At 62.1% G+C, this 22,679-nt stretch carries 32 protein-coding genes; 30 read left to right on the top strand and 2 right to left on the bottom strand.

From position 1 onward, the window contains the following. Positions 1-201: 201 nt before the first annotated feature. The 6 genes from C5F75_RS08445 to C5F75_RS08470 all read left to right on the top strand — a co-directional run bounded on the left by C5F75_RS08445 (position 202) and on the right by C5F75_RS08470 (position 4,686). Entirely contained in the window at positions 202-1,062 is an 861-nt protein-coding gene (locus C5F75_RS08445; RefSeq protein WP_104012079.1) for a hypothetical protein, read from the top strand. Further along, positions 951-2,846, top strand: coding sequence for a toprim domain-containing protein (locus C5F75_RS08450; RefSeq protein WP_258048548.1), 1,896 nt, complete (start codon positions 951-953; stop codon positions 2,844-2,846). Before C5F75_RS08445 ends, C5F75_RS08450 begins: the two co-directional genes overlap by 112 nt. Before the next feature lie 27 nt (positions 2,847-2,873). Then, the gene (locus tag C5F75_RS08455; protein WP_146075181.1) at positions 2,874-3,194 is read left to right on the top strand and encodes a hypothetical protein; all 321 of its coding nucleotides are present in this window, start codon (positions 2,874-2,876) and stop codon (positions 3,192-3,194) included. A 5-nt stretch (positions 3,195-3,199) separates the two neighbouring features. After that, positions 3,200-3,553, top strand: coding sequence for a MarR family transcriptional regulator (locus C5F75_RS08460; RefSeq protein ID WP_104012081.1), 354 nt, complete (start codon positions 3,200-3,202; stop codon positions 3,551-3,553). Beyond that, positions 3,550-3,903 (top strand): hypothetical protein, encoded by a 354-nt coding sequence (locus tag C5F75_RS08465; RefSeq protein WP_104012082.1) that lies wholly within the window; start codon positions 3,550-3,552, stop codon positions 3,901-3,903. The genes C5F75_RS08460 and C5F75_RS08465 overlap by 4 nt, the downstream gene beginning before the upstream one ends. A 525-nt stretch (positions 3,904-4,428) precedes the next feature. Continuing rightward, positions 4,429-4,686 (top strand): hypothetical protein, encoded by a 258-nt coding sequence (locus tag C5F75_RS08470; protein ID WP_104012083.1) that lies wholly within the window; start codon positions 4,429-4,431, stop codon positions 4,684-4,686. A 16-nt stretch (positions 4,687-4,702) separates the two neighbouring features. On the opposite strand, the gene C5F75_RS08475 is transcribed toward C5F75_RS08470, so the two are convergent. Together C5F75_RS08475 and C5F75_RS08480 are read right to left on the bottom strand one after the other, a co-directional pair. Further along, complete coding sequence (locus C5F75_RS08475; RefSeq protein WP_104012084.1) at positions 4,703-4,882, bottom strand: beta-lactoglobulin I; 180 nt, start codon at positions 4,880-4,882, stop codon at positions 4,703-4,705. A 68-nt stretch (positions 4,883-4,950) separates the two neighbouring features. Further along, positions 4,951-5,229: a hypothetical protein gene (locus C5F75_RS08480; protein ID WP_060010974.1), complete on the bottom strand. Its 279-nt coding sequence runs from the start codon at positions 5,227-5,229 to the stop codon at positions 4,951-4,953. A gap of 561 nt (positions 5,230-5,790) precedes the next feature. On the opposite strand from C5F75_RS08480, the gene C5F75_RS08485 reads away from it, so the two are divergent. The 24 genes from C5F75_RS08485 (at position 5,791) to C5F75_RS08590 (ending at position 22,674) form a co-directional block, all read left to right on the top strand. After that, entirely contained in the window at positions 5,791-7,794 is a 2,004-nt protein-coding gene (locus tag C5F75_RS08485; RefSeq protein WP_104012085.1) for a hypothetical protein, read from the top strand. Positions 7,795-7,796: 2 nt separating this feature from the next. After that, complete coding sequence (locus C5F75_RS36690; protein ID WP_155624950.1) at positions 7,797-7,958, top strand: hypothetical protein; 162 nt, start codon at positions 7,797-7,799, stop codon at positions 7,956-7,958. After that, positions 7,955-8,137, top strand: coding sequence for a hypothetical protein (locus C5F75_RS08490; RefSeq protein ID WP_060010978.1), 183 nt, complete (start codon positions 7,955-7,957; stop codon positions 8,135-8,137). Before C5F75_RS36690 ends, C5F75_RS08490 begins: the two co-directional genes overlap by 4 nt. Positions 8,138-8,144: 7 nt before the next feature. Then, positions 8,145-10,334, top strand: a complete 2,190-nt coding sequence (locus tag C5F75_RS08495) for a hypothetical protein (RefSeq protein WP_104012086.1) — start codon at positions 8,145-8,147, stop codon at positions 10,332-10,334. Then, complete coding sequence (locus C5F75_RS08500; protein ID WP_104012087.1) at positions 10,331-10,675, top strand: M48 family metalloprotease; 345 nt, start codon at positions 10,331-10,333, stop codon at positions 10,673-10,675. The genes C5F75_RS08495 and C5F75_RS08500 overlap by 4 nt, the downstream gene beginning before the upstream one ends. Next, positions 10,668-10,916: a hypothetical protein gene (locus C5F75_RS08505; RefSeq protein WP_104012088.1), complete on the top strand. Its 249-nt coding sequence runs from the start codon at positions 10,668-10,670 to the stop codon at positions 10,914-10,916. Before C5F75_RS08500 ends, C5F75_RS08505 begins: the two co-directional genes overlap by 8 nt. Before the next feature lie 8 nt (positions 10,917-10,924). After that, positions 10,925-12,019 (top strand): hypothetical protein, encoded by a 1,095-nt coding sequence (locus C5F75_RS36225; protein ID WP_146075182.1) that lies wholly within the window; start codon positions 10,925-10,927, stop codon positions 12,017-12,019. Beyond that, positions 12,019-12,255, top strand: coding sequence for a hypothetical protein (locus C5F75_RS36230; protein ID WP_146075183.1), 237 nt, complete (start codon positions 12,019-12,021; stop codon positions 12,253-12,255). Before C5F75_RS36225 ends, C5F75_RS36230 begins: the two co-directional genes overlap by 1 nt. A gap of 141 nt (positions 12,256-12,396) precedes the next feature. Continuing rightward, positions 12,397-12,825, top strand: a complete 429-nt coding sequence (locus C5F75_RS08515; RefSeq protein ID WP_181035390.1) for a hypothetical protein — start codon at positions 12,397-12,399, stop codon at positions 12,823-12,825. Between the two features lie 8 nt (positions 12,826-12,833). Further along, positions 12,834-13,595: a hypothetical protein gene (locus C5F75_RS36235; RefSeq protein ID WP_146075184.1), complete on the top strand. Its 762-nt coding sequence runs from the start codon at positions 12,834-12,836 to the stop codon at positions 13,593-13,595. Between the two features lie 16 nt (positions 13,596-13,611). Further along, complete coding sequence (locus C5F75_RS08530; RefSeq protein ID WP_104012093.1) at positions 13,612-15,027, top strand: N4-gp56 family major capsid protein; 1,416 nt, start codon at positions 13,612-13,614, stop codon at positions 15,025-15,027. A 10-nt stretch (positions 15,028-15,037) separates the two neighbouring features. Further along, the gene (locus tag C5F75_RS08535; protein WP_146075185.1) at positions 15,038-15,553 is read left to right on the top strand and encodes a hypothetical protein; all 516 of its coding nucleotides are present in this window, start codon (positions 15,038-15,040) and stop codon (positions 15,551-15,553) included. A gap of 25 nt (positions 15,554-15,578) precedes the next feature. Next, a complete protein-coding gene (locus tag C5F75_RS08540) occupies positions 15,579-16,004 on the top strand; it encodes a hypothetical protein (protein WP_104012094.1) in 426 nt (141 codons plus the stop codon). A 1-nt stretch (position 16,005) separates the two neighbouring features. Beyond that, the gene (locus C5F75_RS08545) at positions 16,006-16,710 is read left to right on the top strand and encodes a hypothetical protein (protein ID WP_060010997.1); all 705 of its coding nucleotides are present in this window, start codon (positions 16,006-16,008) and stop codon (positions 16,708-16,710) included. Positions 16,711-16,717: 7 nt separating this feature from the next. After that, complete coding sequence (locus tag C5F75_RS08550; protein ID WP_060010999.1) at positions 16,718-18,334, top strand: hypothetical protein; 1,617 nt, start codon at positions 16,718-16,720, stop codon at positions 18,332-18,334. 3 nt (positions 18,335-18,337) lie between these two features. Then, positions 18,338-18,991, top strand: a complete 654-nt coding sequence (locus C5F75_RS08555) for a tail fiber domain-containing protein (protein ID WP_060011001.1) — start codon at positions 18,338-18,340, stop codon at positions 18,989-18,991. After that, the gene (locus C5F75_RS36240; protein ID WP_146075186.1) at positions 18,988-19,452 is read left to right on the top strand and encodes a hypothetical protein; all 465 of its coding nucleotides are present in this window, start codon (positions 18,988-18,990) and stop codon (positions 19,450-19,452) included. Before C5F75_RS08555 ends, C5F75_RS36240 begins: the two co-directional genes overlap by 4 nt. A gap of 49 nt (positions 19,453-19,501) precedes the next feature. After that, positions 19,502-19,690 carry a hypothetical protein gene (locus tag C5F75_RS08560; protein WP_048806072.1) on the top strand — a complete coding sequence of 63 codons (189 nt, stop codon included), beginning with the start codon at positions 19,502-19,504 and terminating at the stop codon, positions 19,688-19,690. A gap of 9 nt (positions 19,691-19,699) precedes the next feature. After that, positions 19,700-19,918 (top strand): hypothetical protein, encoded by a 219-nt coding sequence (locus tag C5F75_RS08565; RefSeq protein WP_146075187.1) that lies wholly within the window; start codon positions 19,700-19,702, stop codon positions 19,916-19,918. Further along, positions 19,915-20,397, top strand: coding sequence for a glycoside hydrolase family 108 protein (locus tag C5F75_RS08570; RefSeq protein ID WP_060011006.1), 483 nt, complete (start codon positions 19,915-19,917; stop codon positions 20,395-20,397). The genes C5F75_RS08565 and C5F75_RS08570 overlap by 4 nt, the downstream gene beginning before the upstream one ends. Next, the gene (locus C5F75_RS08575) at positions 20,397-20,795 is read left to right on the top strand and encodes a 3TM-type holin (protein WP_060011007.1); all 399 of its coding nucleotides are present in this window, start codon (positions 20,397-20,399) and stop codon (positions 20,793-20,795) included. Before C5F75_RS08570 ends, C5F75_RS08575 begins: the two co-directional genes overlap by 1 nt. Further along, on the top strand, positions 20,792-21,355 hold the full coding sequence (locus tag C5F75_RS08580) for an aspartyl/asparaginyl beta-hydroxylase domain-containing protein (protein WP_104012095.1): 564 nt from the start codon (positions 20,792-20,794) through the stop codon (positions 21,353-21,355). Before C5F75_RS08575 ends, C5F75_RS08580 begins: the two co-directional genes overlap by 4 nt. Further along, positions 21,352-21,639, top strand: coding sequence for a cupin domain-containing protein (locus tag C5F75_RS08585; RefSeq protein WP_104012096.1), 288 nt, complete (start codon positions 21,352-21,354; stop codon positions 21,637-21,639). The genes C5F75_RS08580 and C5F75_RS08585 overlap by 4 nt, the downstream gene beginning before the upstream one ends. A 3-nt stretch (positions 21,640-21,642) precedes the next feature. Further along, a complete protein-coding gene (locus C5F75_RS08590; RefSeq protein ID WP_146075188.1) occupies positions 21,643-22,674 on the top strand; it encodes a hypothetical protein in 1,032 nt (343 codons plus the stop codon). Positions 22,675-22,679: the final 5 nt, after the last annotated feature.

Here is a 22,679-nt window from a genome sequence, read left to right on the forward strand (position 1 = left end):
CACGTCGACAGCGCTGGCTCGAGATGCAAGCCGAGATCGCTGCACGGAGTTCCTCTCAGGTTGCTCGGATGGAACGTGCGCGGGGGCTGAGCCGATGAGAACGATCCTCAAACAGCTTTTGATGCGGGCATACAACGCCGGCCTCTTGTCGCTGCAGAACACGCAGCGCGTCTATGACTTCTTCCGTCTGTCGAGGCACTGATGGCCGCCACCGATTATCTGCTCGACCTCGGGCACCCCGTTGCCTACTACCCGGGCCTCGTGAAGCACCTCGGCAGCGTCAATGCCGTCCTGTTCTTCAGCCAGATCTTCTATTGGCAGGACAAGGCCGCATCCGAACTTGGCGTCTACAAGACCGTCGAGGAAATCGAGGCGGAGACCGGCATGACCTATCGCGAACAGGCGACCGCCCGCAAGCAGCTCGTCGAACGTGGTGTCTTGGTCGAGACGAACAAGCGGCTCGAACATCGCGTGTACTACCGCATCGACCTCGATCGTCTGAACGAGATGTTGGGATTCGCGAACTGCGGAAAGCGCATTTCGGGGGAGGCTGATTCCGCAGTCCGCGGGGCAGCGAAAGCGCAAGTCGTTAATAAGACAAAGACTACTACAGAGACTACATCAAAGAGTACGGCTGACACGTCAGCCAAGCGCAATGTCGTCGATGGAAAGTTCGATGAGGCATGGCGGCAGTATCCGAAACGTGAAGGCTCGAATTCGAAGCCGGCAGCGCTGCGGGCATGGAACGCTCGGATCCGTGAAGGCATCGATCCGGGTGTGCTGGTCGCAGCTGTGGTCGCCTACGCTGCAGCGATGAAGGCTGCGGGCAACATCGGCACGCCGTACGTGAAGCAGGCGTCGACGTTCTTCGGTCGTGATCGGCACTTCGAGGAATTCGCGAAGCCCGGCGCGAAGGGCGATCTCTTCGATGGCGGCGGCACGGCGGTTCCGTGGTGGAAGGCGGCGGGCTTCACGTACCAGTGGCAGGCCATCAACGCCGGCTGCAGCGAGCGATCCGCGCATCTCTGGGCGAACGGAGTACGGCAAGGAGCGCCGGCATGAACGCACGAGAACTGGCCGAACTGATGGCGCAAAACGCGCCGTCCGTCGCCGAGCACCTCCTGCCGAACGGGCGCAAGTCGGGCAAGGAGTGGAAATCCGGCAGCACGGCGGGCGAGAAGGGGCAGAGCCTGTCGGTGTGCCTCGCCGGCGCCAAGCGGGGCGTGTGGAAGGACTTCGCCAGCGGCGAGGCGGGCGATCTGCTCGACCTCTGGTGCGCATGTCGGTCGCTGTCGGTGGCGGACGCGATGCGCGAGGCGAAGCAGTTCCTGGGTGTTCGCGACGACATGCCGAAGCGCCAGGCTCCGACGTATCAGCGTCCGGCGCGGCCGAAGGCGACGCGGCCGACGAGCTTGCTTGACGAATGGTTCGGCGGCCGCGGTATCACGCCCGAGACCGTGAAGGCCTTCCAGATCGCCGAGCAGACCAACGGTCCGAAGACGCACATCGTCTTCCCGTACCTGCGCGGCGGCGAGCTGATCAACGCCAAGTACCGGAACATCGCGGACAAGAAGGACATGCGGCAGGAGGCCGGCGCCGAGCCGTGCCTGTTCGGCTGGAACCTGATCGACCCGGCCCAGCGCGTCGTTGCGATCGCCGAGGGCGAAATCGATGCCATGACGTTGCACCAGGTGGGTATCCCGGCGCTGTCGGTGAACGCAGGCGCGGGCAACCACCAGTGGATCGACAGCGACTGGGAGCGACTCGAGCGGTTCAGCGAGATCCTGCTCTGCTACGACAACGACGAGGCCGGCCGGAAGGGTGCTCAGGAGGTCGCAAACCGCCTCGGCATCGAGCGCTGCCGCGTCGTGTTCTTCGGTGAATCGAAGGATGCGAACGAATACCTGCTCGCCGGCGCCACGGCGGAGGATTTTCGCCGCTGCTGCGATCAGGCATCGGGCTTCGATCCGGACGAGCTCAAGTCGATCGAGCGCTTCTGGTCGAACGTCAAATCGATGTTCTACCCGGCGCATGAGGAGGCGGGCTTTCCGTACCTGTCGTTCTGCGGCCGCAACGAATTGTGGTTCGAGTTTCGCCCGGGCGAGGTGACGGTATGGACGGGCATCAACGGGCACGGCAAGTCGCTGTTGCTTGGCCAGGTGCTCATCGGCCTGATGTGCCAGGGCGAGCGCGCCTGCGTCTTCTCCGGCGAGATGCGGCCGGAGATGCAGGGCAAGCGCATCGCGAAGCAACTGGGCGGCCTCGATCGGCCGGCGCCGGAGTATCTCGACCACATGGGCGCATGGCTGCGCGATCGGATGTGGGTCTTCGATCTCGTGGGAGTTGCGGCGGTCGAGCGTCTCGTGACGGTCTTCACGTACGGGTTCAAGCGCTACGGGATCCGTCACTTCGTGATCGACAGCCTGATGATGACCGACGTCCCTGAAGACGGCCACGGCGCGATGACTGCGCAGAAAGAGGCGATGCGCCTGCTCGCCAACTTCGCTCGCCAGTACAACGTCCACGTGCACCTCGTCGCTCATCCGCGTAAGGGCCAGGACGAGAAGCGCAGTCCCGGGAAGATGGACGTCGGCGGCAGCGGAAAGATCACGGACGCCGCAGACAACGTGTTCTCAGTCTGGTCCGCGCAGAAGGATGAGGACGACCAGAGCGTCGACGAACCGGACGCGTTCCTGACGCTGCTGAAGGCGCGCAACGGCGAGACGCAGCGCCGGTCGCTCGCGCTGTTCTTCAACCGTGAATGCATGCAGTTCGGTCCGAGCGAGAGCCGCCGGCCGTACGTGTATTTGCCGTTTAGCTGCGTTTCCGAGGATTACACCTGCTAGGCCACACCGTGAGAAAGGAGACAAATGATGGCGAAAATCGAAGTGACGAACTCAATGATCGCTGCGGCGATGGATATCGGTACGAGGACCGGTCTTTTCGCGCCGGGCCCGAAGCGTGACGACGTGATCAAGATGATCGAAGGCGTCCTCTCATTTGTGGGCGCTCACGCCGCTGATCGATTCAATTGTCGGGTTCGAACTGCGGACGGCAAGAAGGAGGTTCGAGGACGGATTGTCGGGCCGGCACCCGAGCGCCGTGGCTTCTTCCGCGTGGAAACCGAGGATGGAAAGCAACTCTTCCTCAGCGGAAACGAAATTTATCCGTACTCGACGTACAAGCCGAGGTAACACGGGTGAAGCAGATCGAGCGAGAAGGATCGGCGCAGCGTTGCATCTGCGAGCTGCTCGCGCGCCGCGGTCCGATGACGATCAACGAGATCGCCGAGGTGCGGGGGATTCATCCGCGGGCAACGGCTCGTCAGCTCGATGCGTTGGCCCACGCGGGATTCGTTTCCGCGTCGGGCAGTCCCAAGCGCTACACACGCACCGACAAGCCGATTCCGCCCGTCGTACCGCTTACGCCGAAGTCCGCGCGTATCGCGGAGAGCCGGCGGCGCGACGCCGAGCGCGTTTCGATGCCGTTCCGGATTCCGGCGCCGACGGAACTCGATCGCGTGATGCTGTCCTGGGTTGGAGCTGAGGCATGATCTCGCTGCGAAACCTGTCCAATCCGGATCTCGTCGGGCACCGCATCTGCGAGCTTCTCGAGCAGCAGGGCATGCTCACGCAGGCGAGTCTCGGTTTGCAGATCGGTGTGCCGCGCGGGACGATCTCGAAGTACCTGACGGCGCTGACCGACGAAGGCTATACGTACATAGCCAACAGCATCGCCTATGCCAAACCTAGTTCATCGAAGGGTATCCGGCGCGGCGTGATTCTGCTCTACGCCCGGACTGATAAGCCGCTGCCCACAAGCCGTGGCGATCGGGACGAGCTCACGGCGACCGAGCTCCATCAGATCATGTGCGGCATCGTTCAGCGCGGGAAACCGGACTAACGTGGTCGCGTCTCCTTCACTACGGTGATTTGCCCGGCAAGTCCGGGCATTCTTTTCTGGAATGCGCCTCGAATCCTCCATCTGCCCGCAATGCAAGCGCCTCTGGCGACTGAACATCGTCGCCATGCTGCGTGAAGCGAAGGGCAGGAGATGGGTGTGTCGCGTCTGCCAGATCGCCAACGAAGCGGATGCCGCAAATAGTCAGCGCGGGGTAGGAAGAAACGACGACGGGGGCCCATTAGCCCAGGCCCGAACAACTGGTGTCGCGCCAGCTCGATAAACGTGGCTGAGTGGCGGAGATGCACCGCCAGGACCGACCGGAATGGCTGAACGCACCAAGGCGCAGCAGGTCGACCAAGCCGGATATACCCGCCGCGACCTAGCAACGCTTCTAAAAAAAGCGGGTGGGAGGTCACGCCCGTTCCATTGGTCCTAGTCAAGCTATCGGCACCGGACGATTGATCACATGGCAACAATCACACGATAGAATCCCCTTGGCTTTTGCCGAACCAACGGAGACCAACAATGACCATTTATACGTTCGTCGTAACGGGGATCACCGATCAAAATGAAGCCAGCGTCGCCCAGACGCTTAGCGGCATCGCGGGCTTCGTACGTCTGTCCAGAATCGGAGTCGGCGAATACATCCTTGTGTTTGAAAGCTCCTTGGATGAGCATGCGACGCTGGCACACATTCAACAGTATCTTCCGGCTGGCGTCGTCGTGAGGCCGACTACAACGATCAAAGATACGCCGTCGAAGAAGTTCGGTTATAAGGGTTGATTCGGTTGACCTGCGCTCAGTGAACTGGAGCGAAGCCGAGCTGCTCGATGCCATACGCCTCAATCCAAGCATCCCGATCGGAAAAGCCGAGTTCTTCGGCGAGATAATCAGCCAATTCCTCGGCTGTCGGCGCCCCAGGTGAATCGAAGTACCCGAGAGGGGCTTCGTCTTGCGAGGTCAAGATGGCGTAGAGCATGTGAACCTCCTGTCTCTACCCATCTTATCGGCGTTACCCGCAAAGTCTTGACGCCGGGGACATCCCTATCAATTTGCTCCGAGGTTCTTCAGCAGGTCCCCGAGAGCTTGGACCTGAGCCGCGTCGGCTTCTCTGTTCCGCGCTGGTTGGAAGTTCGTATGGACGACAGTTTGAAATCCCGCCGGCTGGGAAGCAGCGTTCTGCTGCTCAACGGCTAGGTTGTACTTCATGCGTAGGCTGGCGTGAATTTTCTTCAATACGTCAGGATCGTGGCGGGCTATCTCAAACATGGCACCCTCCAGAGCGTCGATGCGTGCTTTGAGTAGTTCGTCGTTATACGTCAGCATGTTTCCGTCTCCATAGCAGGGAAGGGAGTTGGCGGTGGCCAGCCAAGACCTTAGCAGGTTTCGATGGTCGGCCGATTGACCATGGGCAATCCCTCGCGTGCGCGCACGTACGCGCGTGGAAAGGCTCGACGATGCAGAGAGTGCAGAGAGGAGAAAAGAGACAAATGCAGAGAGAGGTGGCGGAACAGGGTGTCCCGCGTGCCTCAAAAACACCCGTTTCCAGCGCCGACGCCATCCATTCAATTACCTTTCTATCGCATTAAATACCTTTCATGCTGCAACGCGATCGCCGTGATCGGGCCGATGCTCGACCTGATAAAACGCGTAAGCTATTGATTATATTGGGTTGGTGCACCGCACATCAATTTGACATAATGGAGGCTATCAGTCGAAACGGGGTATTATCACTGGTTAATGAGAGCTATTCTCATCTGAACCTTACAAAAGCCTAACTTTGGGACCACCCAAGGGCCTCCGGACGGGGGTGACGAAATTTCGCAGACCGCCTCGCCAATCCGCACGCGGGAAAAACATTGATGATCCTCCGCGAGGAGGAATCTCATGGCCCTGACCAATGGAGCGTTGCTAACGGCGATCTCGGAAGATCGGGCGCTCGGTTCCGCGATGCTGTTTCCGCATCGGCATCCGCAGGCGTCTCCGGCGTTCCACGTCGAGGTCATGGACCTCTGGCGTTGTGCAGACGAGTGGGTGCTGATCGAGGCGTTCCGGGAGGGCGCGAAATCGACGCTGTCCGAGGAGCACCTGTTGATCGAGGCGTGCTTCGGCAACTTCGGGTACTGCCTGATCATCGGCGAGACGTACACAAAGGCCTGCCAGCGTCTCGAGGCGATCAAGTTCGAGGCGACCCGAAACACGAAGCTGCAGGGCCTCTTCGGCCGGCTGAAAGAGTCGGGACGGGTCTGGAACGAGCACCAGATGGAGCTTTCGAACGGCGTCCTGCTCGAGGCTCACGGCTGGGAAGAGGAGTTCCGCGGCTTCAAGTGGCGCGACATTCGCCCCGATCGGGCGTACCTCGACGACATCGAGAACAAGGAGCGGGTCAAGGACAAGGCGGCGGTCGACGCGTCGATGAGGAAGCTCTACCTTGAACTGATCCCGGCGATGGACAAGGTCAAGGGCAAGATCCGGGTCACTGGCACGCCGCTGGCCGAGGATTGCATGATCACCCGGCTTCGCGAGAATCCGGACTGGACGAGCCGACGGTATCCGATCTGCAACGGCGACATCGACGATCCTGAGACGCAGGCATTGTGGCCGGAGCGCTATCCGATGGACTGGATCCGCCGGAAGCGCGACGAGATGGAGCGGGCCGGGCAGCTCCGGGGCTTCATGCAGGAGTACATGCTCATGGCGATCGGCTCGCAGGACAAGCCGTTCGAGAGTGAGCATATTCGGGAGTGCGCGGTCGATCCGGCGCCGTGGCTGCCGAAGGTGGTGATCACGGACCCAGCCCGGACGACCGACGTGAAGAAGAGCGACCGGACGGGACGTGTGGTGGTGAGCCGTCTCGGTACGAAGATCTACGTCCACGCGTCGTCCGGTGAATTCTGGAAGCCGGACGAGGTCATCGAAGATGCGTTCAAGACGTCGGCTCGGTACGGAGATGCGGCCGTCGCGATCGAGAAGAACTCGCTCGACGAATGGCTGTTGCAGCCGATGCGGGCGGAGATGCTTCGTCGCGGCGTGACACTCGCGCTACGTCCGCTTACTGCCCCACAGGACCGCGACAAGGTGCAGTTCATCATGGGCATGCAGCCGTTCTTCGAGGCCGGCGACATCGTGCTGGTCGGCGGGCAGGGGCAGCATCCGAAGCTTGTCGCGGAGATCCTGAACTTTCCCAGCGGCAAGCGCGACATCCTCAACGCGCTCGCGTACTTCCAGCGCGTTTTTTCGGGTTCGCCGGTGTACGAGGACTTCGGGCAGTGGAACATCGCGTCGGAGTACCAGCCGAGTCAGCAGCATCCCCTTGCCTTGGCGTTCAATTCGAACGGCACAGAGACAACCGCGGCTCTAGTTTGCATCGAGGGGCAGCGAATCGTCGTCGTGGCTGACTGGATCTCGCCAGTACCTCCCAAGGAAGCGGTCGCCGACGTTACGCAGCTCGTGCGCGCCGCGTTTCCACGCGCGCGCGTGACGACGTGGCTGCCGGCTGATGTGCTCGACCAGGCCGACCGCATGCCGATCGTGGCTGCACTTCGCGCCACGAACATGTACCCGATGCGCGGGGCATACGTGAACGTCGCGCGGGGTGCGCTTTCTCCGCTCATCCGTACCGAGGCAAAAGCACGACGTCTGTTCCAGGTCGACCACGAAGGCGCGAAGCACACGCTCAACGCGATGGCCGGGGGCTACAACTATCCTGTCGACCGCGCGGGAAACCGGAATACGCTCCCCGAGACTGGTCCGCACCGTACCCTCGTCGAGGGACTCGAAGCGGCCGTGTACGTGATCTGCTCGCAGCAAGCGGACGTCCTGCCGGAAGGCGTGAACATGGGCGTGAACCCGCAGGGTGTGAGCTATCTGACCACTTTGCCGCGGAGATGAACATGGCAGTCGATCGCAAAATCACGCCCAAGGCGCCGTCGCAGCGCCCGTCGGATTTCTACAAGGGCAAGCAGCAAGGCGGCGCGTACGGCAAGGCCGAGAAAGTCGGCGAACGCATGTCGGGCGGTCCGATGCGCGAAAAGATGTCGAAGCCGGGTCTGTGATCGTGAAGAAGCGCCGCGAATTCCAGGGTACGCGCTCCGAATCGCGTCCGGTCGGTGACTTCTTTGCCGAGAAGACGCCGAAGAAGCCGAACGTCGACGATCGCCCGAAGCGCACGCCTCGTGATCGCAGTACCGGCACGTCGCTCGAGCGCAAGCTCCGCGGCAAGGTGATCGGCTGATCCTTCCATGGCCCGCTCGAAGAAGCCGAAGAAGCAGGACGACAAGCCCGCGGTCGAGACACTGGACGCGCGGGCGCTCGACGCTGAGAAGACGGGCGAAGAGATCGAGAACTGGGCCGACAAGCCCGATTCCGACGCCTATACCGAGGCGGCGAGGCTGTATCCGAAGATCGCGAAGTGCTACCAGAACAAGCAGGAGCAGATGGACCGCTGCGAGGAGTACTGGTCCATTTACAACGCCCAGCCGGACGAGAATCAGCAGTATTCCGGCAACTCCCAGTGCTACATCCCCGCCGTGCGAAACGCGGTCAACGCGCGCATGAAGCGCACGCTGGCGCAGCTGTTCCCGGTGAACCACAAGCACGTCGGTGCGACCGGTCCGGACGGCAATATCCCATTCGCGCAGATCAGCCTGCTCGAGCATTACATCCGCTCGGCAGCCGTGAAGGACGTCGTGCGCGCGGACCTGATTGCCGGCGACGTCACAGGGCAGTGGAATCTCTACGTCGACTGGTCGCGCACGCAGCGGCGGGTTACCGAACTGATCAAGAAGCCGCCGATCCTGGAGGACCACGAGCTGGGCGGCGAAGTCGAAGACCTTGCCGCCGACGAGGATGACTGGGACTGGGAGAAGGAATCGAAGGAGGTCACGACCGAGGGACCGGATATCGTTTCGTTCGCCACCGAGGACCTGGCCGTCTATCCGCCGACCTGCAACGACATCGAGAAGGCCACCGCGACCGCGATCCGGCTGCGCCTGACGATCGACGCCGTTCAGCAATTCGTCGACGAAGGCGTGTTCGTCGGCGTGTCCGCGAAGGAACTTGTCGACAACCTCGCGAAGCCGGACGGCGGTCGCGAGAAGCACGTGCCCCCGAAGAAGCGAACCAGCGACGCCGGCATCCGCACCGAAGGCACGTTCAAGTACGCGCTGATCTACGAGGTCCACACGAATCTGGACCTGGGCAATGGCAAAGAGCCGTGCTTTGTGTACTTCGCCGGGCAGGACGTGATCCTCGGGATCATCCGGAACCCGTTTTGGTCGGGCAAGCGGCCGATCATCTCGGCGCCGATCGAGCGCATTACGGGCTCGTTCTTTGGCATCTCGAAGATCGAGCCGGTCAAGTTCCTGCAGTGGAACCTGAACGATTTCTGGAACATGGGGCAGGACTCCGCGCAGTACAGCCTGCTGCCGATCACCATGGTCGACCCACTGTCGAGCCCGAACTACCAGTCGATGGTGGTGGGCCTTGCCGCCGTGTGGCTGACGGATCCGAACAAGACAAAGTTCGCAAACTTTCCGGCCATCTACAAGGACGCGATCCCGCTCTGCGAGAACCTGAAGCAGCAGATCAACGAGTCGATGGACGTCAACGACGCTATGCTCGGGAAGATGCCCACCGGCCGGAAGAACCAGGCGCAGATGGCCGCCATGGCGCAGCAGCAGGAGTCGAACATCATCGACAACGCGAAGCGGTACGAGGAAGTCATCCTCAACCCGCTGCTCGAATGGATGTTCGAGCTCGACCGGCAATTCCGCACAGAAGAGCTGACCGTCGAGGTGCTCGGCGAAGTCGGCGCGCGCGCGAACCTGCAGACAATTCCGCCGCAGGCATTCGGCCAGCGATACTTCTTCCGCTGGTGCGGCACGTCGTATCAGCAGAACCTGCAGCGCATGCAGCAGATGATCGCGTGGATGAACGTCTTGCGCGGCATCCCTCCACAACAGCTCGACGGCCGGCGCCTGAACATCGGCCCGATCCTCGAGTACGGCACCGAGCAGATATTCGGGCCCGAGGTCGCGCCGCGCATCCTCATCGACGAGCGGAACCTGTTCCATCTCGATCCGCAGGACGAAAACCTGATGATGCACAACGGTCTGCCGGCCGAGATCCATCAAGCTGACGACGACCGCGCGCACATCGCGGCGCACCTACAGGCCGCGCAGCTCACGGGCGACGCGGCAGGCCTGTTCCGTGCGCACATTCAGCAGCACCAGCTCGCCATGAAGGCCAAGCTCGAGGCGCAGATGGCGCCGAAGCAGCCGCAAGGGCAACCGGGCGTGCCCGGCGGCGCAGGTCCGGGTGTAGCAGGCACGCCGCGTCCCGGCGCGCAACCGGGGCAACCGCGGCCGCAGGGGCCGGCCGGCATGATCCACGCCGATCAGATCGCCTCACCAATGGCGGGGCCGCGATGAAACGCTTCGTCGCCCGGTGCACGCCGTGGGGAACCATCCAGACCGGCATCTTCTTTCGATCACTGACAGCGATCGAGAAGGATGCAGTGATCGCGCACGAGCGCGCGCACCTGATTCGTTACGACCCGTTGCGCCGGCTCTGGTGGCTGCTGACGCTGCAGTTGATCTTCCGCCCGGAATGGGTTTTCGCGCGCGTGCGCGAACAGGAACTGGAGGCGGATCAATACGTGAAAGAGCAGGGTCTCGCGGCGGGACTTCGCATGTTCCTGCGCCGGCATCCGCACCCGGGCAGCGCGCTGCACCCGAGCTCACAGGAAAGGCTGGAGGCGCTCCATGTCTGACGCATTCCACATCACGCCGTATCAGGTCAGGGCGGAAGGCAAAGATGTCCCGCCGAACGAGATCCAGACCGCCATCAATTCGCTCGCCAACCAGATGACGACCGCGCTGAATGTGCTGGGCAATGGCGCCAGCCCGCAGTTCGCCGCGGCGATGCTCGCCTGGTTCAACAGCCTGCCGACCACATTGCCGGCGACGTCCGGTGTGCTCTGGAACAACGGCGGCACGCTCGCCCAATCGTGAGGTACCCCATGAAGAACCTTCTCGCTGGCTTGCTCGCGCTGATCTGTTCGGCCGCGCTCGCCCAGAGCTACCCCTCGCCGACGTACAACAACCTGACGGTGCAAGGCGTAGCGACGCTGACGGCCCACCCGCTTGGGGTGTCATCCGGGGGCACCAATTCTGCGACGGCGAGCGGCACTGCATTGGACAACATCACTGGATTTTCGAGCACAGGGTTCCTAACGCGGACTGGCGCGGGCGCGTATTCATTCCAGAGCCTGACAAACGGCATTGCGCTTTCGAACATCGCACAAATCGCCGCGAACACTTTGCTCGGCAACGCGACCGGTGCGACCGCCAACGTCACGACCGTGACCGTCACTGGATGCAACGGTGCCGCACAGGCACTTCAGTGGGCAAACGGGGCAGGGTTCCAGTGCAATTCGTCGATCGCGACTTCGGGAGCAAACGCCAACATCACGAGCCTGTCGGGTCTTACCACTGCGCTCTCGGTTGCCCAAGGCGGAACGGGCCGGCAGACGCTTACGACGCATGGTGTGCTGGTTGGCGAAGGAACAGCAGCGATCAATCAACTAGCAGTCGGAACTACGGGGCAGGTGCTCGTCGGCGCAACTGGAGCGGATCCAGCATTCGGGTCGACGGTTGGTGCGATGAACTTTACGGGCGCAATTACCCCATCGTCGACGGCCGGCATCGTAGGCACTACGACGAACGACAACGCAAACGCGGGGAGCGTAGGTGAGTATCAAGCCGTTACTGGATCGGCGACGGCGCTCACGTCGGCCGCCTACACGGATATTGCCACGCTCACCTTGTCTGCTGGCGATTGGGATGTGGAAGGTTCTGTTGGTTTTGCTAATTCGGGCGCCACTACGACTGCCTTTGTTGGCGGTCTGAACACGGTAGCAAATACGAATCCGAACAGCACACCGGGGGTCGGTTTTACCGTGGCGAACGCCGCCGGCGGCTCCACGTATCTGCCGACTCCGGTAGTCCGTTTCAGTCTTGCTTCATCCACGACCGTTCGTTTGGGCGTGCAAGCGAACTTTACCGGCGGAACCGTGACTGGCACTGGCATGATTCGCGCTCGGAGGGTTCGATAATGACGACCACAACAGCAGCCGCCACAATCGTCAAAGCTGTCTTTAATGGCGTCTCGGGCCCTGGTCCTGTGTCAATTCCTGGCCTCAATGCTGGGGACGTCCTGCTCCGCTGCGTGCCGTCTGGATTTACCAACGGGTTCGAGCCGGTCGTTTCAGCTGATGGCCAACTCCAGCAGATCGATATTATCGATTGGTCGAGTATTCAGATCGTCGGCTACTTCCTGCGGGATGTTTGAGCAGCCGGGAAACCGATATATAAATTTGCGCAACCTGATCAGGAGATCATCGTGCGCAAAACCCTTCTGTCCCGTCTCGTCTGCCTCGTCTTCCCAGCGGTCGGCGCCGGCAATCCGCCGAACATTCCGGACAACGGCGCGATGCCCGATCAGATCGGCTTGGCCAACGCGGTTCTCGGCATGAACCCGTTTCAGGAAACGGGTTACAACGCCGCGACGAACACGTCCGGCTTCACACTCGGCGCTGCTCAAGTCTGCGGCGCCGCGCAGAACTTCCTGAACCTCACAGGCGCGCTGACCGGCGCCGCCAACGCGCAATTACCGACCGTCGCCGCGCTGATCGCACAGTTGCCGACGGTCGTGCAGAACGCACCAGTCGGTCTCAGCTTCCAACTGCGCATCATCAACAGCTCGAGCGGTGCATTCGCCTGGACGGTGACGACGAACACAGGCTGGACCCTCGGCGGCACGATGTCGATCGCGCAAAACACCTGGCGCGATTTCATCGTCACCATCACCAGCGCGACGACCGCAACGCTTCAGGCGGTCGGTACGGGCACGCAATCGTAAGGGTGGCCATGAGCAAGTTCCTGCAACGACTTCTCGGTTTTTTGTTTCCCGGTGTCGACGACGATGGTGCGGCGGATCCTGGCGGTGATCCTGGCAGCGGTGGCGTCGACGATGATGGTGCTGGCAGTGGCGACCCTGCTGCCGGCGCTGGCGCTGCTGATACTCCGGATGACGATTTCGACTTCGATTTCGTCGAACCGGCCGCCCCGACGCGACGCACCGCGACTGACGCAGATCGGCTCGCGGCTCTCGAAGCAGAAGTAGAGCGCCGCGGGCGCCTGGTTGACGCGTCGCGCGCTGCGCCGACGGCGCCCGTCACGGACCGTGATTTCGAAGCCGAAGAGGCGCGTCTGCGCGATCCGAACACCACGGATATCGAGCGCTGGCAGATCCAGTCGAACCGCACGCTGCGCCAAAGCCAACAGGCGGCGCAGGCGGCGTTGTTCCAGGCGCAGGACCTGCGCGACCAGACGCTGTTCGAATCGAAGATCGCCAGCGACCCGCACCGTGCACGCTATCGCGATCGCGTCGAGCAGGCAGTTCAGGAAGAACGCCGCGCAGGCCGGAACGCCTCCCGCGAGGCGGTCTACTACTACATGCTCGGCAAGGACATTGCGGACGGCAAGCTAAAGCCGAAGGCAAAGGCGAAAGCACCGGCCGCCGACGTGCCGCGCGGTAAGACGCCGGGCGTGCGCTCGACTGTGCCGCCGGCCCGCGGGCAAACTGAACACCAGAAGCGCGCCGCGCGGCTGGCCGACGTGAATATCTGACCAGCACGAGGACACCATGCTGACGAAAATTCTGGCCCTCCTCACGGGCCTCATGTTCCCCGGGGTGACGAACCAGTCGTCGAGCTTCACGGCTGACGTCGAAGCGTACATCCAGGAAGAAGTTGAGCCGCTCGCACGCCGGCAACTGGTCGCGTACCAGTTCGGCAAGCCGCTCAAGCTCGACACGAACCGCGGCACGACGTACACCGCGTCGCGCTACCAGCGCCTGCCTCTGCCGTATGCACCGCTGCAGGAGGGCGTCGCGCCCCCGGGCGAGGCGATGACGCTGCAGCAGGTCAGCGCGACTGCGCAGCAGTGGGGCGACCGCGTCATTATCACCGACGTGGCGAACCTCACGATTAAGCACCCGCTGTTCCAGCAAGCGTGCGAACTGGTGTCGCTGCAGATGCCGGAAACGCTCGAGCGCAACACGCTGAACACGCTCCTGTCCGCGCCGCAGGTGAACTACGCCGGGGGTGCCGCAAACCGCGCTGCGCTGACGGCATCCAATGTGATGTCGCCTCACGAGTCGAACCGGCTGTTCGCGTCGATGGCCGCGTACGGTGTGCCGCGCTTCAACGGCGACGAGCGTGAAGACATGATGATCGAGGCGGGCGCGTACCGCGATCCGTCGCAGACGCCGCGTGTCAAGCAGCACTACGTCGCACTGATCAGCCCGTTCTCGGCACAGGATATGCGCGAGAACACGTCGGTCCAGCAAGCGTGGGCCTACAGCGACGTCAACCGACTCTATAACAACGAGCTCGGCGACTTCGGCGGCATTCGCTTCTGCGAAACGAACATGATGCCGTACTGGACTGGTGCAGCCGCGATCAACGGCTCCGCGTCTACGTCGGGCGGCCAGCTGGCGACCGGCACGTATTACATCCAGGTCACCGCCGCGCCGGCGCTGACGTCCGTCGAGCAGACCATCTACCAGGTCTCCTCGTCGATCAGCGTGACGGGCCCGACCGGCTCGATCTCGGTGACGCTGCCGTCGTTCCCGAACTACGTGTTCAACGTGTATATCGGGACGACCGCGAACCCGGCCAACCTCGCGACGGCAATCGGCAATGGCGTGCCGGTGACTGGCGTGCTCGCCGGCCAAGCGACGCAGCTTCAGCCGAACCAGACGGTCACGCTGACTGGTATCGGCGTCACGCAGACGCCGCCGGCCGCCCCGGCCACGGGAGTGTCGGTGTTCCCGGTGATTTTCATCGGCAACCACAGCTACGGCCAAGTGCTGCTCGAGAATCCCGAGTTCCACTACCTGACCGGCGCCGACAAGTCTGATCCGCTGAACCAAACCCGGGTCGTGTCGTGGAAGGTGTTCTACGGCTCGATCCTGCTCAACACGGCCTTCCTGGCTCGCGTCGAATGCGGCTCCGCGTTCGCTCCGGGCTATCAGGGCGGTACCGTGACCACCCCGTAAGGAGTAACTGATGGCCGCACGTAACTCGCAGGAGCCGGGAAAACCGGCTCCGGAGTCGGCTGACGCCGACGAATTGCTCGGCGGTACCGCGCCGGTCGACGAAAGCCGCGAGGCGCTGCTCGAGCGTATCAAGGCGCTCGAAGCCGAAAACGCAAAGCTTGGCGCCGCGAAGGACATCGCCGAGGAAGAGTCGGCGCGGTTGTCTGCGCAGGCTCAGTCGGCGCTGCTGACATCGGGCGTTGTCGAGCGCTATGCAGGCAAGGACGAGGACGGCAAGACGGACATGTGGTGGTATCGCATCGATCTGGCGCCGTGCGGTGGCGAGCATCTGAAGATCAACGGAACCCCGTACCTGCACGGCCACACGTACAAGTTCGACACCGACACTCTGCGCTCGATCAAGGAGATGGTCGCGCGCACGTGGGTGCACGAGAACGACATCAACGGCCACGCGTTCAACCCGTATCGGCAGGCGCAGAACAAGGTGCTCGGAGGCGGCCCCGTGCCGGCCTGGGCACGATCGTAATTCCCTCCACCCCGAAAGGAAGACCATGACGCAAGCCTCTCAGGAAGTTACGGCTGCAACGGTGATCGGCAACTTCACGATCACTCTCCCGGCGCCGAATCAGGCGCAACTCTCGGCCAGCGGTTATCTGGTCGAGGGTGAATCGAAGGATTCGCTCGACAGCCGCATGGACATGGTGCGCGAAGCGCTCCAGCGCCAACAACGGATGCTGGAAATCCCGGTGCTCGAGGCCCACATCGAGCAGTGGGAGACGGCCCGTGACGACGTCGCGCGTGCCTACGCAGATCTGCTCGAGCGCCACAACGCCAAGTCTGCCGGAAAGGCCGGCTCGAAGGCACTGTCGAGCCAGGAGCAGGCGAACCTGAAGAACGCGCCGCAGCAACTGAAGGGCATCGACGCCGAGCTCGAGAAGGCGCGCAAGAAGATCGCGGAAGCGCGCGCGGGAGCATGAGATGGCCTACCTCCAGGCCCAGCAGATCGTCGCGCGCGCATGCGCCGTCGCAAAATGCCCCGGCTTCATCCAGCAGGGCGGCATCTATCTGAATATGGTCCTGGAGGATCTCTGGCTGCATCGTGACCTGAAGATCAACCGGGTCACCGAATTCATTACCGTGCAAGCGAACAACTACGGTCCGTTCGCGTTGCCGCTGAATTACCTCCGCCCGTACGATCTGTTTTTTCAACAGAACAACCTGCCGTATTTCCTGCATCCGATTTCTACGGAAGAGTGGGACCAGGAGTTCAAGGATCCGTCGATTGCGAACTATCCATACGAGTTCATGACGATCCTTTACGACGAAACGACCGCACAGACGAACCAGTCGGCAGGGCAGCTCTTCATCTATCCGCAGTCGTCCGGGCAGATCACGCTGACGCACCGCTACATGGTGAAGCAGCCGGATATCGCTACGCCCGAAACGTCGACGGTGATCCCATGGTTTCCGGACCAGCAATACCTGATCAAGGCGACCGCCGTCGAGCTGATGGGCGAGACGGACGATACGCGTCAGGAGGTGTGGCGCGCGCAATGCGAGGCAATGCTGCGCACGCACTTGATCATGGAAGGCGACGAACAGCAGGTCGTCAAGTCGGTGCGACTGGATCCGCGGCGCTTCCACACGAACCGCACGCTGAAGCCGACGAAGATCACGGACTGAGGGCGCCATGGGCATTCGCGCTGGTTACCCGGTCCGGTTCACCCCGAAAGGACTTTGCGACGCACTGGACGCGACCGACGCGTTCCCCGGTGCATGTTCGCTACTCGCCAATCTGGTCTTCGACCAGGGGAATCCTGAACTCGTCGTCCCGCGGCCAGGTGTCGGGGCTGCGCTGACTACGTTCGCCGGGTTTACGTCGCCGACGTTCGTATCGGTCTACATCGTGATCGGCAACGTCGCTTACGGCATGGTGTCGAGCGGTCGGACCGCCGGCTTTGACGAACCGTTCGCCTATAACCTGGCGACAAATTCATTCATTACGATCACAGGCGTGACGGCCGGCAATGTCCCGTCGTCCCCGCCGTCGAGCGGCGCGTGGACACCACCGACGATGGCGGTGATCGGCCCGAACATCATCGTTGCGCATTCAGGCTTTTCGGGAGCCGGGTCGAACTTCTTCGGCGTTATCAATATCTCGAACCCGGCTGCGCCGACCTGGAGCGCAGCCAACACCGCCACGAACGGACTGCCGGGCGTGCCGACGTCCGTCGCGAACTTCAACAATCGCGCATGGTTCGCGATCGGCAACGTTGCGTACTACAGCGATGTGCTGGCCCCGACGACGCGTACCAATGCTTCTCAGTCGGTTACGTTCGGCGATACGACGCCGATCACGGCGTTCGCCGGACTGCCGGTGCAGACGACGTCGGGTGGTGTTACCGCCGCGCTGATCGTGTTCAAGTCATCGCAGATCTGGCAGGTTACCGGCGACCTCGTGACGAACAACCTGGGCGTGAACTACCTGTCACTGACGATCGGTACGACGTCGCCGCGTAGCGTCGCGCAGAGCCCGCTGGGCACCCATTTCGTGGGTTCGGATGCGCCGTACGTTGTGACACAGCTCGGTGCGGTTCAGCAGCTGGTTCCGAACGGCCGGACGACTGCCGATGTGCAGACACCGTTTCTGAATACGACGCAGCCGACACGTGTGGCGGCCTCCTACTCGGGAAGCGTATATCGGGTGTGCGTGCCGACGCAGCTGTCGGGGCAGAACCAGACGAACGACTACTGGTTCGACATGCGCCGCCGCCGGTGGAATGGGCCGCACTCATTCACATATGACTGCGCGGCGCAATACGGATCGTTTTTTGTGGTGTCGGGAATCGCACACGGGGCAGCGTTGTTCCTGAGCACGACGCTGCCGACGTCGAATACATCGTATGCCGATGCCGGCAGTACGTATCAATGCCATCTTCGCTCGTCGACATTCCCGAAAAACAACCGGATGTCACAGTTGCAAGTGGTCGAATCGAACATCGAGCTGAGCACGTCCGGGTCGGTATCGACGAACTTCACCATTACCGCGCTCAACGAGAAGAACACGTCGCTCGCCTCGACGTCGCTTACCAAAGCGGGCGGCGGTTCGATATGGGGCAGCTTCACGTGGGGTAATGCTTTGTGGACCGCGCTGACGGCCATCCCCGATGTCAATCAGGTCGCGTGGCCGAACACGTTGGTATTCGCGAAACTCGCGATCGATATTTTCACGAACTCCGGCAGTCCATTTCAGATCGGCACGTTCTACGCCCGGTATCAGGATGCCGGGTACATCGCACAGGGGTAAGTCATGTCCATTATCGGGAATTTGCCGAACACGTTGAGTAACGGGACGACTGCGGATGCTACGCAGGTCATGGCTGACTTCAACTACATCGTCAACCAGGTCAACGCGAACGCCCAACCTTTGTTGCCCGCGGCACCATCGTTTTCTGGTCTGACGGTCACTGGACTTTCTGTGACCTTAGGCAGCGGTCAGAACAACGAGATCGATCTGATCGTGACAAACGCCAATACGAGCGGTCAGTATTTCCTCAATCCTACCGGCCTCCAAGGCTTCTACGACATTGGTCGCGCCCTTGTCCGATGGTCGTCTGACACGTCCGGTAATTTCAACGTAGCCGGGAATTTCACGTCTGTCGGAACGATCAGCGGATCGAACGTGACCGCAACTTCAGACGAGCGTCTGAAAAAAGATTGGGCGCCATTCGAATCTGATTTTCTTGAACGTGTCGCGACAGTTCTGCATGGCACCTTCACACGCATCGATACCGGTGAGAGGCGTGTCGGGGTAGGGGCGCAATCCCTGCGCGAGGTCATTCCTGAGGCGGTGTTCGGCGGCGAGACGCTAACCGTTTCTGAGGGGAGCGCGGCGCTGGCTATCGTGGTCGAGCTGACCCGTGAAGTCCTGCGCCTGAGGGCGCTTCTGGAGCCGGTGAAATGACGCTTCCGGCCTCGTTCCCTCTTTCCATGTCGCAAGTCGCGACCGAACTTGGTTTGTCGTTGCCGCTTTGGCTCAGCCATGGCTGGGTGATCGCGCTGGCTGGGAAATCGGCGCCGCCGGTCAGTTTCAGTGATCTTCTCGGTCAAACAGGTACCGCCACCGGGAATGCTACGGCCTCGTCGGGAGGCGGCGGCATTACCGCGCCATTCTCGTCTCCATGGTTCCGCGGACAAATTTCTCAGTTGGGGGCTACGACTGGTGGTGCGCCAGGCAATACGGTATCCATCTCGTTCAGCAGTGCGCCGAACTGGAATGGAAACATCTTGCTGAAGAACAACACGACCGGCGGCTCGATCGTACTGGCGAAACAGAACTCAACGGCGTGGCAAGTGAACAGCAATCCAGGAAACATCGTCCGCGCCGGCTTTACGGACAATTTCACGGTCGCACCGTCGAATTAACGCGGCGGGAAACGGCTATATCGTATTCGCACACAAAATCGGGGAAACCATGGGAAACCGGACACTGACCGAAGACGACGTCAAGGCGATCGCAGAGCAGATCGAAAGCGGCATCACCCAGCGTTTCCAGCTCAACGTCGGCCGGGGCGTCCTTGGCTTGGCGTGGCGGGTTTTCATGTACGCGCTCGTCGCGCTCGCCGCTTATGGCGCGGGCGGCGGGTTCAAGAAGTTCCTCTAGGAGATGGACATGCTCGAATCGATCAAATCCGCCATCGAGGCGCGTTTCCAGGCTCTCGCGAATGACGGCCGCGCCTTCGTCGAAAAGGTCGAGGAAATCGTCGGCCTCGGCAACGCAGCTAAGGAGCTCGCGGACCTGGAATCGCGCGTGACCACAATCGTCAACGACGCCGAGGCCACCGCCGAGCAGAAGGTCGAGCAGATCCTGCACGCGGTGGGCAAGCTGTGAGCAGCTTCGACGACGCATTCGCGGCCCTGATGGGCAATGAAGGCGGGTACTCGAACAATCCCGCAGACCCCGGCGGCGAAACGATGTGGGGCGTCACGGCCCGCGTCGCGCGCGCGAACGGGTACGGCGGCGACATGCGCTCGATGCCACAGTCGACCGCGCGGTTGATCGCGAAGCGGGTCTACTGGGATCCGTACTACTGCGACCAGTACGATCCACGCGTGGCGTTCCAGGTTTTCGACGCTGCGTACAACGGCGGCCTGCCCGTGACCTGGTTGCAGGAAGCCGCCGGCCTGAAGCCCGACGGCCGGATTGGGCCGGTGACGATCGCCGCGGTGAATTCGACGGATCCGGTGCGGCTCGTTGCACGGTTCCTCGCATACCGGCTGAAGTATCTGGCCGACCTGCACAACTGGCCGGCGTTCAGCCACGGGTGGGCGAACCGCATCGCCAACAACCTTTTGAAGGGAGCCGCGTGATGGGATTCCTCGATCCGATTTCTGCAGTTTCCGACGTCGTCGGGAAGATCATTGACCGCGTATGGCCGGACCCGGCGCAGGCCGCTGCGGCAAAGCTGCAGCTGCTGCAGCTTCAGCAGACGGGCGAGCTCGCGCAGATCACCGGGCAGATGCAGATCAACCAGGCTGAAGCCCAGAGTAGCGACCCGCTGCAGCACTGGCGCGGTGGCATGGGCTGGGTGTGTGTGACTGGGTATGCCTGGAACTTCGTGCTGCGCCCGGCGATGAGCGACATTTCCGCGCTTTTCGGGCATCACATCGTCCTCACGGAAATGGATCTCACGCAGCTCGCGACGATCACGATCGGCATGCTCGGCCTCGGGGGTATGCACGTCTATCAGCAGGTCAAAGGTAAATGAACAACCTCGTCCGCATCGCCGCCGGCATCGACACGGCGCCTCTCCTGCTCGCAATCGCGCGGCAGCCGGGCTTGTGGGATCGCCATACGTTTCGCACGGAGCGCGAGGGCAGTCCGCACGCCGACGTCTCGGATATCTGGCTGCGCTACAACGACGAGAAGCCGTACAAGGCGGCCGGCGACTACACCGGATTCAACGACGCGCACGATGCAGTGTTCTACCCGGAGTGGTACGCGCTGCCGCAGGTGCGGCCGATCGTGTTCGGATTGATGGCGCGCGTCGAGGGCACGCGTCTGGGCGGCGTCCTGATCACGAAGGTGCCGCCCGGCAAACGCATCCTGCCGCACGCGGACGACAGCTGGCACGTGCGGCACTACAACACGAAGCTGTACGTGCCGCTGCAGTCGAACCCGATGTGCTGGAACCGCGTCGAGGACGAGCGCGTCGTGATGGCTCCGGGCGAAGTCTGGTATTTCGACAACACGAAGGAGCACGAGGTGGTCAACGAGGGCGACGACGATCGGATCACGTTGATCGTGTCGATTCGGTGCGAGAAATGACCATCAAGCACCACTTCACGGCCGGCGGCGTGTACGCGCGTGAGCAGACGCTACGCGCCGGCGAGGAAGTGCAGAAGCACGTGCACGACTACGACCACCTGAGCTATCTCGCGCACGGTACGGCGATGCTCGACGTCGACGGTGATCTGCAGGTGCTGCACGGGCCGTGCATGCTCGAAGTGAAGGCGGGGCGCACGCATCGCATCACCGCGCTGACGGATCTGACGTGGCTCTGCATTCACGCCGAGAGCGTAGCGGATCCCGAAACCTTGATGAAGGGGTAAGCCATGCCATTCGCAGCAGCCGTTGGAGCGGTCGGATCCGTTGTAGGCGGCCTCGTATCGGGTGGTTCGTCGCCGAGCACCTCTGGTGGCGGACCGTCCTATTACGTGCCAACGGGGCTTGGCACTGCCGACACCACGTGGCAGAACCTGTTGTCGGGCATCAATGGCGCGTACGGCTCGAGCAACCTGAACCAGTACGGTCAGCAATCCCTGCAGGAAGGGATTAATGCGAACAACTATTACAGGGACCCCTATCAGAACGCGGCCGGTACCGCCGGCGCATGGTATCGGGATCTCGCCGGCCAGATGGCCCAGTACGGGCACGAGAATATCGCGACGCAGAATTCCCTGCTGAATGCGGGAATGGGCGTCTACAACATGGGCCTCGACCCGCAGAACGCACTGTATAACCGGACGCATCAACAGGTCCTGGATCAGTCGAACGCGGTGAACTCGATGTATGGGCTCGGCTCGTCCGGCGCGGGTGCCGGGCTGACAAATCAAGCGCTGTCGAACTTCAATATCGACTGGCAGAACAACCAACTGCAGCGCGCCGCGCAGGGGCTGCAGGCATATTCCGGCGCCGCGAATACGGCCGGCCGGTTCGGTGAGCTCGGCACGTCACAGCTCGGTTCCGCACCGGGGTACATGTTGGCGGGTGGCTCGACGCCTTACAACGTGGCCCAGTCGATCGCCAGCACGCCGGGCAGTCTCGGCAACACGTACGGCTCGTTCCTGAACCAGAACATCTACGGCCCGGCCGAAGGGATCATGGGGTCGATCATCCCGTACATGAACTACGGGCAAGGTGCTCAGGCCGTGCCGTACCAGAGCCAGGCGCAGGGCGCCGGGGCGCTAGGCAGCATGGTTTCGCAGGGCATTTCGGGACTGTTCAATAACCAACAGGTGCAGAACGGCATTTCGAACTTCTTCAGTCCTGCGAGCGGATCGTTCAGCGGGGGCGACTTTAGCGGCGCGTTCAGTTCCAGCCCGTACTACTCGGGCGGCGGGAACTCGTACGGCTTCACGATGTGAGGTAA

This window comes from Burkholderia anthinoferrum, from assembly GCF_002925705.1.
Classification (GTDB): Bacteria; Pseudomonadota; Gammaproteobacteria; order Burkholderiales; family Burkholderiaceae; genus Burkholderia; species Burkholderia semiarida.